A 16,377-nucleotide genomic window follows, 5' to 3' on the forward strand; every position below is an offset into this window, starting at 1 on the left:
GGGCCCTCGTCACGTCCGCGGCGCGGGCAGTGGGAACCGGGGCGGTGCCCCTGGACCAGGGCCTGTCCGGCGGATCGTGCCGGAGACGCGGGGTCCGGCACGCCCTCCCCCGGAGGGGGTGCCCCCAGCGGCGTTGTCGTCGGTCGCCGACGTCCCCCGGCCTTCGGCCGGGAGGTGCCCCCACCGCGTCGACGCCCTCCTCCGCCCTGCAGCCGGACACACCGGACCCCGCTCACCTCGGCCGCAAGGCGCCGCCGATCTCCTCCGACTTGACCCGCCGGACCGGCCCTGGGTGGGCGGCCAACGCGCGCCCCTACCCCCGCCGTGGCAACAACAGCACCGCCCCGGCCGGCACCGCCGCCAGCACGGCCCACGGCACGGCCGCCGGCAGGTCCCCGTCGAGCAGGACGCCCGTCCCCGCGCTGCCGGCCAGCACGATCACGCCGGAGACGGACGACAACGCGCCGGTGTACAGGCCGAGTCGCCCCTCCTCCGCGAGGTCGGGAAGCCAGGCCCGCGCGGCGGGCGCCACCAGCATCTGGCCGAGGGTGAGAAGGACGACGAACCCGGCGGCGGGCAGCAGCCCCGTCGTCCCGGTCGCCCCGGAGGGCACCGTGAGGGCGACGACGCCGAACCCGGCGGAGATCAGCGCCAGCCCGGCCGCCATGGAACGGCGCGGGGTGAGCCGCTCCCCCACCCACCGCGTGACGGGCAGCTGCGCGGTCACCACCAGCAGGGACGACAGCGCGAACAGCCAGGCCAGCGGCGTCTGGGAACCGGCGGCACGTTCCACCTCGGTGGGCAGGGCGAGGTAGAGCTGGTTGTAGGCGAGGAGGTGGGCACCGTACGCGCCGCACAGTGCGAGGAAACGCCGGTTGCGCAGCAACGGCGCCATGCCTCCCCGCACGTGGACACGCACGCGTCCGGGGATGTGCCGGGGCAGCAGCCGGGCGTGGCCCGCGAGGACCAGGGCGAAGACGCCGGCTCCGGCCAGGCACACCGCGCGGAAGTCGACCGCCAGCAGCAGCGCGCCGAGCAGGGGCCCGACGAACGCTCCGGCCTGCCCGGCGACGGTGAACAGCGCCAGGACGCGCGTCCGGGGCCCGCCCCCGGACTCCTCCCAGGCGACGGCCTGCCGCACCACCTCGGACTCGACGGCGGGCGAGAACAGCGCGGCGGCGAACCCGATGAGGAGCACCGCCCCGACGACCGTCCAGGCCCGCTCGGCGTACCCGAGCCATCCGAACCCGGCGATGCGCAGTACGCAGCCGGCGAGCACCACGGGCCGGATGCCGTACCGGTCGGCGAGCGCCCCGCCCACCACGAACAGCCCCTGCTGGCTGAAGGTCCGCAGCCCGAGCACGAACCCGACCGTCCAGCCGGCCATCCCGACCGCCCCGCCGAGGTGTGCGGCGAGGAAGGGCAGCACGGCGAAGAAGCCGACGTTGAAGGCGAGTTGCGTGAGGACGAGGAGCCGCAGGAGCGGCGGGAGCCGGGCCCTTTCCCGCGCACCGCGCACGATCGTCGGCGCGGTCACGTGACACCCACCGGCTGGTCCGACGCGGTGGCCGGAGTGCCGACGCGGGCCCGGGCCGTCACTGCCGTACGGCGCCGGGCCCCCCGTGTCCCGCCTCCCGCCGCCGTCACCGCGAGTGCGCCCAGGAGGGCGAGGGCGGCGGCGGGGGCGAGGACGGCCCAGGGGGCGCGTTCGGCGTAGGGCTGGTTCTCGGCGAGGAGCAGCCCCCACTCGGGTGACGGGGGCTGGGCGCCGAGGCCGAGGAAGCCGAGGGAGGCCAGCGCGAGGGCGATGCCGGGCAGGCGCAGGAGGGCGTGGCGGGTGACGGACGGCAGGACGGCCGGCAGGAGTTCGCTCCTCAGCAGGTATGTGCGGCCGGCGCCCAGCGCGCGGGTCGCGGTCAGGTGGAGGGTGGCGCGCTCCTGCCGCAGCAGCGCGGAGGTGTGCGCGGCCAGGGGCGCCCAGGCCACGACGGCGACGGCGAGGACGGGCGCCCCGGCGCCGCCGCCCTGGACGGCGGCGACGAGGAGCGCGACGAGGACGGGCGGGACGGCGTTGACGGTGTCGACGAGCGGCCCGGACAGCGCGGGCAGGCAGCCGAGCAGAACGCCGGCGAGCCAGGCGAGCGCGCTGACGGCGAGGGCGAGCAGCAGGGTGTCGAGGGCCCCGTGGGCGACCCGCGCGAGGACGTCCCGGCCGAGGGCGTCGGTGCCGAAGGGGTGGGTGAGGGAGGGGGCTCGGAGGCGGGCGGCGGTGTCGAGGGCGAGGGGGTCGCGGGGCAGGCCGAGCATGATGACGCCGGTCAGCAGAAGGCCGTAGGCAAGGGGCAGGAACCTGCGGACGGTCGGCCGTGGTGGCGGTGGCGGCCGGTGCGGGCTCTGCAGGGCGCCGTCGCGCAGCGCGGGGCCGATGAGCCGCCCGGCGGTGAGGCGTGCGGCGGTCGTGGTGACGGCGGCGAGGGCGACGAGCAGGAGGGTGCCGGCCTGGAGGACGGGCAGGTCCTGGGCGATGGCCGCCCGGAGCGTGGTGCGGCCGAGGCCGGGAATGTCGAAGATCTGTTCCACGGCGACCGAGCCGCCGGTGAGGCCGACGACGAACAGCCCGAGGTTCGGCAGCAGTCCGGGCACGCAGCGGCGCAGCGCCTGCCGGGCGACGGCGCGGCCGGGCAGTCCGCGGGCGGCGGCGGCCAGGGCCCAGGGTTCGGCGAAGGCGCCGGGGAGCTGGTCGTCGAGGAGGCGGCCGAGGACCGCGCCCGCGGGCAGGCCGAGGGCGAGCGCGGGCAGCACCGTCCACTGGGGGCCGTACCAGCCGAGGGCGGGCAGCCAGCCCCACTGCACGCCGACGACGGTGGCGAGCACGGACGCGGTGAGGAACTCGGGCAGTGCGGCGAGCACCGCCGCACCCGAGCCGCCGGCCGGCCGTCCGGCGAGGCGGCGACGGGCACCGAGGTGGAGGGTGCGGGCGCACACGGCGGCGGCCGTGACGAGGGCGACGAACAGGGCCACCGCCATCAGCAGCAGGGAGACACCGAGCGCCCCGAGGACCTCGGGCGCGACCGCGGAGCCGGAGGTCCACGAGTGTCCGGCGTCCCCGCGCGGCAGCCCGGCGAGCCACCGGCCGAGCAGGCGCAAAGGGCCGTCGTCGAGGTCGAGTCGGGCTCGGATGTCGGCGAGCACCTCGGGGGTGGGGTCACGGTCGGCGGACCGGGTCCTGAGCACCGTGAGCGCCGGGTCGGTGCGCGAGAGCCAGGGCAGCAGCCCGATCCCGCACACCAGCAGCACGCCCAGTACGGCGCGCCACAGCAGCGCGCCCACCCCGCTCCCCCTGCTTCCCCCACTCCCCCTGTTCCCTCTGGTCCCCCTGGTCCCCCTGGTCCTCATGGATCAGCTCCGCGTCCCGGTGCCGACGAGGGTGCGCTCGTAGGGATCGAGGAGTACGCCGCTCACCCGAGGGCCGACGCCGGTGATGACGCGCTGGTGGACCAGGGGGACGACGGCGTCGGTGCGCAGGATCGCGGCTTCGGCGGCCATGGCGGCGTCCTGCCGTTCGGCGGTGCCGTCGGCGCCCTCGGCCTTCGCCACCGCCGCGTCGACGGCCTTGTCGCAGAGCTGGGCGAGGTTGTATCCGCCGCCGCAGGTGTGGTCGCCGGCGAGGACGGCGACGGGGTCGCCGGTGTCGACGAGGGTGTTGCGGGCGAGCACGAAGGCGTCGAACTTCCCGGCGAGGGCGTCGCTCTCCAGCCGCGCGTACTCGCCCACCGTCAGCTTCACCGTGAACCCGGCCTTCTCCAGCTGCTGCTTCAGCACCTGCGCCACTTCGGGCAGTTCGGGCCGGTTGTCGTAGGTGGCGAGGGTGATGGTGGCGCCGGCGGGCGTGCCGGGACGGGTGGCCGCGGTGGGAGGTGTGCGCTTGCCCGCGGCCCAGGTGACGGCGGGGCCGTAGATGCCGGTGCCCGCGTCGGCGTGACCTTCGTAGACGTTCTTCGCGAGGACGGAGGTGTCGACGGCCGCGCGGGCGGCGGCGCGCAGCGACGCGTTCTCGAAGGCGCCGGACCGGGCGTTGAGGAGGAGGCTCGTGGTGCGGGTGGTGGCGGTCTCGCGGCGGGTGTCCGCGTCGAGGCCGGCGGCCTGGGCGACGGGGATCGCCTCGGCGACGTCGACCTGGCCGGTGCGCAGGGCGTTGGCGCGGGCGGTGCCGTCGGCGATGAAGCGGGCGTCGATGCCGGAGGCCTGGGCGCGGCCGCCCCAGTAGTCGTCGAAGCGGTCGAGACGGGCACTGGTGCTGCCCTCGACGTCGGTGAGTTCGAAGGGGCCGGTGGCGGTGCCGGCCGGGTCGGCCGCGCCCTTGGCGTCGTAGGCCTTCGGGGAGAGGATCGCCAGGCTGGGGCTGGACAGGCGCAGCGGGAGGACGGGGTCGGGTGCGTTCGTGGTGACGCGGACGGCGCCCGCGCCCTCGGCCTCGGCCTCGGCCTCGGCGGTAAGGGTGACGCCGGAGAGGGCGGCCGGGGCGGGCCTGGCCCTGACGGCGTGGGCGAGGGAGGCGGCGACGGCGGCCGGGGTGACGTCGGTGCCGTCCTGGAAGGCGGCCTCGCGCAGGGTGAACAGCCAGGTGCGGTCGTCCTCGCGCCGCCAGGACGCGGCGAGCGCGGGGGCGGCGGCGCCGTTGGCGTCGAGGGAGGTGAGCCCTTCGGTGACGCCGAGCCGGCTGAGGATCGTGGCGTCGGCGCCGTACGGGGAGAGGTTCTCGGCGGGCGGGAAGGCGAGGGCGACGCGCAGCCGGGAGCCGCCCTTCGCGTCGGCCGTGCCGCCGCCGTCGCCGCCGGAGGCGAAGCAGCCGGCGAGGGGCGCGGACAGCAGCGGGGTGAGCAGGAGGGCGGCGAGAAGCCGCGGACGGCGGTTGGGGCTCATGGGGTCTACCGGCCTGTGAGGTGGGGGGTGAGGGTCTGGGCGTGCAGGGGGATGTCGAAGTGGACGATGCCCTGGCCGCCGCCGGGCTCCTGACGCTCGTCGTGCACGACGCGGCCGAGGGACCGCCAGAAGGCTTCGGCACCCTCGACGGACGGGTCCGTGTGCAGGTAGACGGCCCGGTATCCGCCGTCGGCGGCGGCGAAGGCGAGCAGCTCGGCGACCAGCCGCCGGGCCAGGCCGCGACGCCGGTGCTCGGGGCGGATGTAGACGCGGCGCAGTTGGGCGGTCGTGCCCGAGGGGTAACGCTCGGCGACATGGCGCGGGTTGGGCGGGTGCAGGGGCCCGCGGGCGTCCAGCGCGCCGGTGCCGACGACGTGTCCCTCGCCGTCCACGGCGACCAGCAGCGCGTGCCGGGCGGGCACCAGGTAGGCGGCGGCCGGGTCGACGATGTCCCCGTGCCAGCGGGGCACGTAGCCGGTTCCGAAGTCGCGGTAGACGGTGTCGAGCATGACGGCTCGGGCACCGTCGAGGTCCTCGGGGCCCGCGGGCCTCACGCAGTACTCATGCACTTGCACATCATATGCATTAAGCCGAGCACCTTGATCCACAAAGGCGCCCGGAGGCCCCGAGGCGCACCCCCGACCCGCCCACCCGTCCGCCCGCCCACCGCCCGTCTTCCCGGCTACTCCACTCCCGTCGCGTCGACGAGTCGGACCAGGTCTCTGCGTCCGTATCCGAGCAGGCGGGCCCGGTGAACGGCCGTCAACACCAGGTGCGCGACGGTCGTGCCGGGGTGCCCGTCCCGGTCCTCACTGAGCCACTCCTGCGGTGTGTCGACGCCCAGGCTGTTCATCACCAGTCCGTGCGCGCGACGGATCTCCGCGACGGTCCCCGCGACCGCGTCGAGGAGCGTCCGCCCCGGACGCTCGCACTCCAGGGCGAAGCAGCCCCGGTCGACCGGGACGCACCCCTCCGGGGGACGCGCCCGCAGGCCCGCGTACCGCTCGTCCGCGAAACCGGCGGCCTCGAACTCCTCGAACCCCTCGAACTCCTCGTGCACCAGGGAGAACCGGTGGAAGCCGGGCGGAACCGGGGGCGGAGGCGGCGTGTACTCCCACCCGGCGTCCTCGTACAACCGCCGCTTGACCTCCTCCGCGTCGACGTGGGTCACGGTGAGACCCGACCCCTCGTTCCGACCGGTGGTCGTGCCGTCCGGGTTGCGACGGAAAGTCAGACCCATGCGTGCCCCCGTTTGCCGCGATGAAGGATGAACGCGTTGAACACGATGAGCGTGTTGAACGCGACCGAGATGTCCTCGTCGCTGGATCAAACGGGCCGCCGGTCCGAAGCGTGCCCGCCGCTGGCGACCTCACCCGAACGTGTGACCAGATGCCCGGGGTGGCAGGCGTACACCACCGGGCAGGGCCGCCCGGCGTTCGCCGGTCGACGACCGCGAACCGCTCGGACGGCCCTGTCTTCACGCGTACTCGACCGGCCACGCCTTCACGCGTACTCGACCGGCCACGCCTTCACGCGTACTCGGCCGGCCGCGCCCGTGGACCCGACGCGTGACGAGGACCGGTACCAGCCCCCACGCTCATCGATCACGTACACAGCCGGGGCGTCGCCCACACCAACGCCATCGTCCCGAAGCCCCCTCGGCCGGAAGGAATCACGAACCTCCCCCTGGGAGGCCTTCCGTTCGTCTGGCATCACAGGGTTGCCCGGCGCGCCACGACACGTCCGGGCACATGGTCGTCAGCCGTTCAGCAGCTCCTCGATCTCCTTCATCCGGTCCTCGCTCAGCGGCCCGTGCGCCACGGCTGCCGCGTTCTCCTCCGCCTGGGCCACCGAGCGGAACCCGGGGATCGGCAGACTGTGCGGGCTACGGGCCCACAGCCAGGCCAGTGCGCCCTGGGCCAGCGTGCGTCCACCGCTGGTCAGCACCTCCCGGACGGCCGCCACCCGCTCCGCCCAGACGGGAGCGGGCACTCCGCCCTCGCCGTACCAGGTGAGCCAGGCCGGGGGCACCGCGCGGATGTCGCCGGCGTCGACGGGTCCGCCGTCCGTCCGCGTCTTCTTGGCCAGCAGTCCCATCGCGAGAGGGCTGCGGTTGATGCTCGTGAGGTCCCGGTCGGCGCAGAGCGCGAACATCTCCGGCGCGTCCTGCAGCACGTTGGCCGCGTGCTGGGCGGCGAAGCAGTGCGGGCCGTCGGCGAACAGCGCGGCTCTCCGCGGGTCGTCCGTGCTCCACGCGTAGCCGCGTATCAACCCCTCCCGCACCAATTCCTCGCAGACGTCCCGCAGTTCGAGGGCCCGGTCGAGGGGTGCGTCGGACAGATGGAGCTGGTACAGGTCCACGCGGTCGGTGCCGAGACGTTCCAGGGAGGCCGTGAGCGCCCGGCGAACGTAGCGGGGCGAGTCGTCGGTGCCCGTGAGGGTCCGGGTGCGCTCGTCGAAGGTGTTGCCCCACTTGGTCGCGATGACGACCTCGTCCCGTCGTCCCCGCAGGGCTCGTCCGAGGACACGTTCACTGTGACCGGCACCGTAGGTGTCGGCCGTGTCGAAGAAGGTGATGCCGAGGTCCAGTGCCCGGTGCACCGCGGCGACGGACTCGTCGTCGTCGACCCTGCCCCACCCGAGCGGATTGCCGTCGGGGTCCTGCCATTCACCGCCGATCGCCCAGCACCCGAATCCCAGTGCGCCGACCTCGATGTCGCTGTGTCCCAGCTTTCTGTGCTGCAAGGCGTTCATACGAGGGGACCTTAGGGGTTCGGCGATGCCTGCACACAAGGGCATCATCACCCCCGGTGACCACATAGAACCTTTCTGGTCACTTCTCGCGTGCCCGATACAGGGTCTTGACATGCGACTTTCGTGCCCGCATTGGCAACGTTGCCGACATCGTTGTCCATCAAAACGGACAAAGCCGTGGAAGCGCTCCCACGCCCAACGTGAAGTCGACATGCCCGTGTTGCCCGCGCGCCATCCGCCCGACACGGCCGACGGGGGCTCGACATCGGCTACATGCTTTCGCTGACGCCTCGTCAGATCATGATGTTCCTTCACCTGGCACCTGACTCCATGTCATCGTTCCGGTGCGACGGCCCGCCAGCGCCGACGGACGTCCCGCTCCAGCGTTCACCGATCTCTTCGCACGACGCAACGAACGGAACCAGCGTGAAACAGCCTTCCCCCACATACGTGCTTCCAGCTCTGTCATATGCCGGAGTCGTATGTCAGAGCGTTCTCGCCGTCGACAAGCCGACACTGCCGGAGTCGTCCCTCTCCGTGAGCCGCGGCGCGAACCACCTCCTCTTCAGCGCCGCACAGACGGAGACTCCGACGTGCTTAACCGCGTAGTGGTCACAGGCAGCAGCGGCATGCTCGGCACCGCGCTGGTGCGGCGGCTGGCCGAGAGCGGCTGCGAGGTCGTAGGAATCGACCTGACGCACCGTAGCGACTCACCCGCCGCCCGGCTGGTCACGGGCGACATCCGCGACGCCGCTCTGCTGCGGCAGGCCGTCAAGGGCGCCGACCTGGTGGTGCACAGCGCCTCGGCCCTCCCCAGCTATCCCCCGGCCCAGATCGACTCCATCGTCGTCGAGGGAACGCGCACGGTGCTCGCCGCGGCGGCGAGCGAGAACGTGCCGCGCGTCGTTCATCTGTCGACGGGGTCCGTGTACGGACTGCCCACCCAGGTGCCGACGCCGGAGACCCACCCCCGCCGGCCGATCGACCCCTACGGCACGGCGAAGGCCCGGGCCGAGGAGCTGGTGGAGAAGGCCCGCGCCGACGGCATGGTCGTTCCCGTGCTCCGCCCGAAGACGTTCCTGGGGCCGGGACGTCTCGGCATCTTCGCGATGCTCTTCGAATGGGCCGACGAGGGACACCACTTCCCCGTGCTCGGCGACGGCCGCGTACGCAGCCAGATGCTGGACGTCGAGGACCTCATCGACGTCGTCCTGCTGGCCGCCGAGGCCCCCGCGGAGGACGTCAACACGGAATTCAACGTGGGCTCCGCGGAGTTCGGCACCCTGCGGGAGGACTTCCAGACGGTGCTCGACGCCGCCGGGCACGGCAAGCGTGTCATCGGACTGCCGATGAGACCCGCGGTGGCGACCCTGGAGCTGCTCGCCCGGGCCCGCCTCTCCCCCGTCTACATGCGACTCATCCACAAGCTGCGCATGGACTCCTATATGGACATCACCCGCATGCAGGAGCGGCTGGGCTTCACGCCGCGTCACTCCAACCGCGAGGCCATCCTGCGCAGTTTCGCGTGGTGGCGGTCCCAGTCACGCCGCGGTGGTGCCGGAGCAGGCGGCAGGACCAGCCGCGACGCCTGGGGTCAGGGAGCGCTCAAACTGGCGAAGGCGGTCTTCTGAACCGTTGTGAGACCGGCTCGAGAGCATTCGCGCACCCCCGCCCCTCACATCGGTCCTGAGGAGAGTCATGCCCGGCGTCAACTCCACGGTGTCCCCCGTCCCTTCGCCCCCCGCTCCCGCCTCGTCCGCTCCCACCGTCCCCGGCGCCTCCGCTGCCACGGCGCCCACCCCTTCCGTCGTCCTCCCGGCGCCTGCCGCGCACAGCGCTTCCCCGGTGGCGCAACCGCCTGCCGCCCCTCCGCACCGCGTGCTGCGCGTCCCCCGTGCGCTGCTGCGCCTGTCACGGCCCTACCAGTGGGCGAAGAACCCGGTCGTCATCGCTCTGCCGGCGGTCCTCCTGCACCGGGGTACGGCACAAGCGGCGCTCGCGGTGCTGTCGGCGACGGCCCTGTTCACCCTGGCCTCGATAGCCGTCTACGTGCTCAACGACATCCTCGACCGGGAGCGCGACCGCCTGAACCCCGCCAAGAGCCACCGCCCGCTGGCCTCCGGCGAGTTGTCCCCCGGTGCGGCCTGGACCTACCTGGCCGTGGTCTGCGCCGCCCTCACGGCGGGCGTCGCCCTGGCCTCCCTGGAACGGGCTTGGCCGGTGCTGGTGTACCTGGCGCTCAACCTCGCCTACAGCTACCGGCTGAAGCACGTGTCGCTCGTCGACGCCTTCGTGGTCGCCGTGGGCTTCGTCCTGCGCGCCGTCCAGGGTTACCTGGCGCTGGACGCCCGACCGTCGTCCTGGTTGCTGCTGACGGTGTTGACCGGCTGCCTGCTGCTCGCACTCGGCAAGCGCCGCAGGGAACTCCTCGACGTCGGCGGGGAGCACCGGCCTGCCCTCGCCGGGTACTCGGTGCAGTTCATCGACTACCTCACCCTGGTCAGCGCCACCTTGTGCGCGGTGGCCCTCGGGATCTACCTGACGGCCGCTCCCGACGAGAGCCCCGAAGCCACGGCTCTCGTCTTCCTGACGCTGGGCACCTCGGTGCTCGCCGTCTTCCGCTATCTGCAGTTGCTGCTCGTGGGCGACGGCGGCGCCGACCCGGTGCGCACGCTGTTCCGGGACCGGTTGATGGTCGGCTGCGGCCTCGTGTGGGCCGGCGCCTTCATGTTGCTCTCCTGAGGCCCGCACGACGCCCCGCGGGCGCGCCACCCCAACCTCCACGCCCGCCGGCCTCACAGCCTCCACCGCTCCTTTCTCCCCCCTCGTATCCGCTGTTCCTTGTGTGTCCCGCTGCCCCCGGCCGCGCCCAGGCGGTCGCGAGGCCCCTTCGCGACCGGCGAGAAGAACGCGGGCCAGGTGCGCGGCGGCAGTACGGGCCGTGCGGCACCGGGACACGGCGGACCGGCGGTCGGCGGCACGAACCGAAGAGTCAAGAAAGTAAGGACCCCATGGAAGAACCACTGGTCTCCCTGATCATCCCCAACTACAACTACGGGCGCTCCCTGGGCCTGTGCATCCGGTCCGCCAAGGACCAGGACTACCCGAACCTGGAGATCATCGTCGTCGACGACTGCAGCACGGACGGCTCCGCGGAGATCGCGCAGTCCTACGGTGTGACCGTGGTGAGCACCGGCACCAACAGCGGAGTCGCCGTCGCCCGCAACACCGGAGCCGCCCGGGCCCGCGGCAGCATCCTCTTCTTCCTCGACTCGGACGTGGCGCTGAGTCCCGGTGCCGTCCGCGCCGCCGTCGACCTGCTGCGGGACAACCCGGGGATCGGCGCGGTGTGCGGCATGTACGAGCCCGAGCCGTTGATCCGGGACAGCCTCGTCGAGGAGTGCCGCTGCCTCCAGGCGTACTACTGGAGGACCAGTTCCGAGGGCACGGTGAGTTTCCTGATCTCCGCCATGTGCGCCATGCGCGTGGAGGTTTTCGAGGAGATCGGCCCGTTCAACCCGAAACTGCGGCAGACCGAGGAGATAGATTACGGGCAGCGGCTCAGCCAGCGCTACGACCTGCTGCTCACCCCGGCCGTCCGGGGCGCGCACGACGACGATCACGAGATGTGGCCGCTGGTGCGGAAGATCTTCACTCGGGGACGGCTGCGCGTCCCGCTCTATGCCCGGCGCAAGCGGTTCGCCAAGGGCTTCGAGACGGCTTCCCGCTCCTGGGCGAGCCTCGCCTCCGCGCTGGCGGTGGTGTCGCTGGCGGCTCCGGTCGTGCTGGGCCCGGCCGGGTGGGCGCTGCCGGCCCTGCTGTTCGGCGCCGTCATCGGTCTCGACTTCGGCATGTACCGTTTCGTCGCCGCGCGGCGCGGACCGCTGTTCATGCCCGCCTTCTTCGGCGTGCAACTGGCCTTCAACCTCACCGTCGTGGCGGGAGTGGCCTTCGGCGCGGCGCACTGGCTGCTCTCCCCGTCGTTCCGCAGGCTGTACGACCGCGACCACGCGGTCCCGTCCGCCGCGGCCGCCCTGTGACCGTCTTCCATGGGCCGGCTCCCGAGGGCACCGTCCTCGAGGAGCCCGGTCCGGACAGCGGAGAACGGGCCCGTACGAGCCGTCCCGGGCAGGGCCGCGCGGTCCGCTTCCTGGTGACTCTGGCCGTGCTGTGGGCCTGTTACACGGTGCTGCAGCGTCTGATCAGCGGCCGCTGGTGGGTGATGCTGGCACCCGATCTGGTGCCGCCCGTGACCTTCCTGCTGGTGCCGGTGCTGCTGATCGCGGCGGCCGGTGTCCTGGCGCTGCGGCGGAACAGGCGGCGCGAGCGGGGAGCCGGCGTCGCGGTCGCGAGCGGGGCCGAGGAGGTTTCCGACCCGTCGGGCAGCGGGGTCCCGGCGAGCGCCGGCACTCCGGCCTCCGGTTCCGTCACGGGTCCGGGGCTCCGCGGGCGTACGGCGCCGGGGCGCCGCGCGCGCGGTACGGCCCTGCTCCTGGTGTGCTGCCTGGCGCTCGTCTCGGCCGCGGTGAGCTGGCCCCGCAACGGGATACGGCTGTCCGCGCTGACCCACCAGGTCTCGTCCGCCACCGGTGACCTGCGCGTCGTCTCCTGGAACACCACCTGGTGGGGCCAGGACGTCGACACCGACCGGTTCTGGGCGACACTGCGGGCCCAGCGGGCGGACGTCTACCTGCTGCAGGAGTACATCCACGGCATCGACTACCGGCAGGAGAACCTGAGGCCGGTCGACGACCTGGCGCGCATCAGCCGGGAGTTCCCCGGCTATCACGTCGTCTCCCGGGGTGAGCTGATCACGCTGTCCCGCTTCCCCGTGACCGGATACGAGCTGGTGGGCCCGGGCAGCGCGGTCGCCGACCGGCCCGACGCACCGTGGCTGGAGGTGTACCGCGCGGTGAAGACCCTCCGCGTCGACATCCGGGTGGACGGCCGGCCCCTGTCCCTGTACAACGTCCACATCCCCGTGCAGATCGATCCCGGACCGCACCTCGTCTCCCCTTCGTTCTTCGGCATGTTGCGGGAGCGGCAGCGGACCCGGACGGCACAGTTCGAAGGGCTCGAGGCGGAACTGCGCGAGCAGCGCCGACGTGGTGCCGCCGCCGTGATCGCGGGGGACTTCAACAGCAGCCCCGTGATGGGGGAGATGGACGAGCTGCGCGCCACCCTGCGCGACGCGGCGGACAGCGGCGGCGGTCTCTACCCCCGTACCTGGAACGAACTCGTCCCGGTTCTCGGCCTGTGGCGGCTCGACTGGGCGTTCTCCACCGGCGCGGTCACCGTGGACAGCTACCGCTTCGACGACATGAACAGCTTGTCCGATCACCGAGCGCAGATCCTGGAGGTGTCCCTGTGACCGGCACCGACCCCGCGGCGGCGGCCGTTCCCGGTGACGGCGCCGGCGATCCCGGCGGCGCGCCTCCCCGGGTGTCCGTGGTCATCCCCAACTACAACTACGCGGGGACGCTGGAACTGTGCCTGGCCTCCCTGCGCCGGCAGACCCTCCAGCCGTTCGAGATCATCGTGTCGGACGACGCGAGCACCGACGACTCCGTCGCCGTCGCGGAGCGCTTCGGCTGCCGGGTCCTGCGCGCCGGCACCAACCGCGGTGTCTCCACCGCGCGCAACGCCGGGGCCGCCGCCGCGCGGGGCGACATCCTGTTCTTCCTCGACTCCGACCAGGCCCTGTCCCCCGACTCGCTGGAGAACGCCGTACGGCTGCTCCGGGCGGACCCCGCACTCGGCTGTGTGCACGGCATCATCGACGCCGTACCCCTCGTGGACCACGGGCCGGTCGAGTGGTACCGCACCCTGCACGCCCATCACTGGCGTCTCAAGGGAGTGGGTCCGACCCCCACCGCGTTCTTCGCCGCGGCGGCCGTACCCCGCCGGGTCTTCGAAGAGATCGGCCCCTTCCATCCCGCGCTGCGCGACAGCGAGGACGTGGAGTACAGCGAACGGCTCTCCGCCCGTTACGGCATCCTGCTCACCGACCAGGTGGTCGCCGCCCACGACGAGGAGCACCGGCTCGGTCCCATGCTGCGCGAGCAGTTCCGGCGGGCCCAGTACCTGCTCCCCTTCGCCGCCGCCCACCGCCGCCGCCCCGGAGCGCTGCGGGCGAACAGCATGCTGGGGGTGGCGGCGGCCACGTTCACCGTCGCCACCGTGCCGGCCGCCGTCCTCGCCGCGCCCCTCGGTGTGCTTCCCGTCCTCGGGATCATGGCGTTCGCCTGCGCCGATCCGTCCCTGCTGCGCTTCGTGCGGCGCCGGCGGGGGCTCGGTTTCCTGCCGCTGTTCATCGGGCTGCACCTGCTGGTCAACCTGCAGATCGCGCTCGGCGCCGGCACGGGCTGGCTGCGCAGCAGGTTCGACCCCGGCTTCGGCAGGGTCGTCGGCGGTCCGTCCCGCGGCACGGACCTCTCCGCCGGGTCCGACGCGGGCCCGGGCGTCGGCAGGCCCGACGCGGTCGAAGGACGAACGGGATGACCGAAGCCGTGCACCACACCAGCAACGCGCCTGTCGTTCACCCGGGACAGACCGGCCTGCCCCTTCCCGGGCAGTCGCACGGAGCGTCCGGGGGAGCCCCCGGGGAGCCGGACTCCGGACATCCGGCGGTACCGGCCGTCCCGGCCAGGGAGCCCGGTGTCCGGGCCGGCGCGCGCACACGGGCCGTGCGGGAAGGAGTCCGGCCGCCTGACGACGGTACGCCAACGGGCGCCGGCGGAGCGCCGGCGGGCAGGCGCGGCTGGACCGCGCTGCTCCGGCCCCTCCTGGCGGCAGCGCTGATCGCCGGCGCCGGGTACGGGATGTGGCGGGCCCTCGGGGGCAGCGGTGATGTCATCGGGGAACTGCTCGCCCGTGACGGCGCCGCCCCCTGGCTGGTCGGCTCGGCCGTGGTCAACCTGGCGGGGCTGACCCTGAGCATGGCCTCCTGGCGCAGCACGGTCACCGGTCTGGGGAGCCCGCTGTCCTGGGGTCCCACGTGCCAGATCTTCGGTGCGACCGTCCTCGGGAAATACCTGCCCGGCCCTTTCTGGAGCGCCTTGGCCGGAGTGCATCTCGGGCGCCGCCACGGAGTCACCGCGCAGCGCATGGTCACGGCCTACGTCCTCAACTCCGTGGTGGTGCTGCTAACCGCCGCGGTGGTGGGAACGCTGGCGGCGCCGCGCGTGATGGGCGACGGTGCCTGGTGGTTGCTGCCGGTGGCCCTCGCCCTGGCGGTGCTGCTGCGGAAGCCGGGCGTCATCGTACGGGCGGCCGGCCGGGCGGCCCGGTTGCTGCGCCGCCCCGCGCCGGACCTGCGGGTCGCGGACGGCGACCTGCGCCGTGCGGTCGTCTGGGAAGTGCTGTCCTGGCTCGTCGGCGGCGCGCACCTGTGGATGATCGCGGTGGTGCTCGGGGCGTCCCCGGCGGGTTCCCTCGCCCTGTGCGTGGGAGGGTTCGCCCTGGCCGCGGCAGCGGGAGCGGCCGCCCTGGTGGTACCCGGTGGTGCGGGCGTGCGCGAGGTCGTTCTGATGGTGGTCCTGACGGCCGACCTGCCCTGGGCGCAGGCCGGAGCGGCGGCCCTGGCCAGCCGTGTGTGCTGCACGGTCACGGAGATCGTCGGCGCGGGTGCGGCGCTGTTGGCCGTCCGGTGGGCCCGGCCCGGCCACGACCGGGCTGCGTCCGTGGCCACCGAGGAGGTGTCCCGTGTCGTATGACACACGTCCCGCGACCCTGCGCGCCCTGGGCTCCCAGGTGGCGTGGAGCATCGTGCGCCGCGCCGAGGTGCTGCGCACCGGGAAGGCGGGCCACGACGGGAGGGGCCCCCTCCTCGCGCGCGGCCCGGTGTTCCGCGTGCCGCACGGCGACGCGGTCGCCGGACCGGTCCCCGGCAGGGGTACGGGAACGGCCGTCGACGCCGGTGGGCCGTGGAACGTGGCGAGGCCCGTCGCCCTCACCGTCGACGACGGTCCCGACCCCACGTGGACACCGGCCCTGCTCGACGTGCTCGCCGCCCACGCGGTGCAGGCCACGTTCTTCGTGATCGGCGAGCGTGCCCGGGAGCACCCCGGGCTGCTGCGACGTGTCCTGGCTGCCGGCCATCACCTGGGCAACCACTCGTACTCGCACTGCCAGCCGTTCGCCGCGCTGCCGGCGGCGGCCGTCGCCCGGGAGATGGGCGAGACCCAGCGGGTGGTGACCGGCGAGACCGGCGTCAGGCCCGCTCTGTTCAGGGCTCCGGCCGGAGGCTGGTCGCGTCGTGTGCTGGCAGCCGCACGCGTCCACGGTCTGACGCCCGTGGACTGGACGGTCGATCCCAAGGACTGGCGGGAGCCCCCCGCGGACCGTATCGCCGAGCGGGTCGCACGGGCTCGCCCGGGCGACATCGTTCTCTGCCACGACGGCGGCGGCGACCGCTCCCACACCGTGAAGGCGCTGGACCTGGCACTCACCCGGCTACGCGAACGAGGCACCCTTTTCACCGCACTGTGACGTCCCGGCCCGGCGTCGGCAGGGACCGACGCCGGGCCGGGCGACCGTACGGTTCGGGAAAGCCACCGGATCACTCCTCGGTGAGCGCCCCCTGCGCGCTTCCGCACCACCCGGCTTTCGGCGTGCGCGAGGAGTGCTCCGCGTTCGCGGCCCGTCGCTTCGCCCCACCCGCCGCCGGACGGGTCCCGGTCTGTCTCCGTGCCGCAGCGC

13 protein-coding genes are annotated in these 16,377 nt (G+C 73.4%); 7 read left to right on the forward strand and 6 right to left on the reverse strand.

Annotated elements, in window-relative coordinates; genetic code table 11:
• Positions 1-313 precede the first annotated feature (313 nt).
• The 6 genes from ACH4N1_RS08455 to ACH4N1_RS08480 form a co-directional block, all read right to left on the reverse strand.
• Complete coding sequence (locus tag ACH4N1_RS08455) at positions 314-1,537, reverse strand: MDR family MFS transporter (protein ID WP_398095519.1); 1,224 nt, start codon at positions 1,535-1,537, stop codon at positions 314-316.
• Positions 1,534-3,330 (reverse strand): ABC transporter permease subunit, encoded by a 1,797-nt coding sequence (locus tag ACH4N1_RS08460; protein ID WP_398095520.1) that lies wholly within the window; start codon positions 3,328-3,330, stop codon positions 1,534-1,536. The genes ACH4N1_RS08455 and ACH4N1_RS08460 overlap by 4 nt, the downstream gene beginning before the upstream one ends.
• A gap of 69 nt (positions 3,331-3,399) precedes the next feature.
• Positions 3,400-4,923: an ABC transporter substrate-binding protein gene (locus ACH4N1_RS08465; protein ID WP_398095521.1), complete on the reverse strand. Its 1,524-nt coding sequence runs from the start codon at positions 4,921-4,923 to the stop codon at positions 3,400-3,402.
• Positions 4,924-4,928: 5 nt separating this feature from the next.
• On the reverse strand, positions 4,929-5,492 hold the full coding sequence (locus tag ACH4N1_RS08470) for a GNAT family N-acetyltransferase (protein ID WP_398095522.1): 564 nt from the start codon (positions 5,490-5,492) through the stop codon (positions 4,929-4,931).
• A gap of 113 nt (positions 5,493-5,605) precedes the next feature.
• Positions 5,606-6,163, reverse strand: a complete 558-nt coding sequence (locus tag ACH4N1_RS08475; RefSeq protein WP_398095524.1) for a hypothetical protein — start codon at positions 6,161-6,163, stop codon at positions 5,606-5,608.
• Positions 6,164-6,681: 518 nt separating this feature from the next.
• Positions 6,682-7,677 carry an aldo/keto reductase gene (locus ACH4N1_RS08480; RefSeq protein ID WP_398095525.1) on the reverse strand — a complete coding sequence of 332 codons (996 nt, stop codon included), beginning with the start codon at positions 7,675-7,677 and terminating at the stop codon, positions 6,682-6,684.
• 593 nt (positions 7,678-8,270) lie between these two features.
• Here ACH4N1_RS08480 and ACH4N1_RS08485 point away from each other — a divergent pair.
• From ACH4N1_RS08485 to ACH4N1_RS08515, 7 genes are all read left to right on the forward strand, one after another.
• Positions 8,271-9,308: an NAD-dependent epimerase/dehydratase family protein gene (locus ACH4N1_RS08485; protein WP_398095526.1), complete on the forward strand. Its 1,038-nt coding sequence runs from the start codon at positions 8,271-8,273 to the stop codon at positions 9,306-9,308.
• A gap of 214 nt (positions 9,309-9,522) precedes the next feature.
• Entirely contained in the window at positions 9,523-10,419 is an 897-nt protein-coding gene (locus ACH4N1_RS08490; protein ID WP_398095528.1) for a UbiA prenyltransferase family protein, read from the forward strand.
• 269 nt (positions 10,420-10,688) lie between these two features.
• Complete coding sequence (locus ACH4N1_RS08495; protein WP_398095530.1) at positions 10,689-11,717, forward strand: glycosyltransferase family 2 protein; 1,029 nt, start codon at positions 10,689-10,691, stop codon at positions 11,715-11,717.
• Positions 11,714-13,048, forward strand: coding sequence for an endonuclease/exonuclease/phosphatase family protein (locus ACH4N1_RS08500; RefSeq protein ID WP_398095531.1), 1,335 nt, complete (start codon positions 11,714-11,716; stop codon positions 13,046-13,048). Before ACH4N1_RS08495 ends, ACH4N1_RS08500 begins: the two co-directional genes overlap by 4 nt.
• On the forward strand, positions 13,045-14,178 hold the full coding sequence (locus ACH4N1_RS08505) for a glycosyltransferase family 2 protein (RefSeq protein ID WP_398095532.1): 1,134 nt from the start codon (positions 13,045-13,047) through the stop codon (positions 14,176-14,178). Before ACH4N1_RS08500 ends, ACH4N1_RS08505 begins: the two co-directional genes overlap by 4 nt.
• A gap of 185 nt (positions 14,179-14,363) precedes the next feature.
• On the forward strand, positions 14,364-15,392 hold the full coding sequence (locus ACH4N1_RS08510; protein ID WP_398095534.1) for a lysylphosphatidylglycerol synthase domain-containing protein: 1,029 nt from the start codon (positions 14,364-14,366) through the stop codon (positions 15,390-15,392).
• Positions 15,382-16,167, forward strand: a complete 786-nt coding sequence (locus tag ACH4N1_RS08515; protein ID WP_398095536.1) for a polysaccharide deacetylase family protein — start codon at positions 15,382-15,384, stop codon at positions 16,165-16,167. Before ACH4N1_RS08510 ends, ACH4N1_RS08515 begins: the two co-directional genes overlap by 11 nt.
• Positions 16,168-16,377: the final 210 nt, after the last annotated feature.

This window comes from Streptomyces sp. NPDC017202 (assembly GCF_044331705.1).
Classification (GTDB): Bacteria; Actinomycetota; Actinomycetes; order Streptomycetales; family Streptomycetaceae; genus Streptomyces.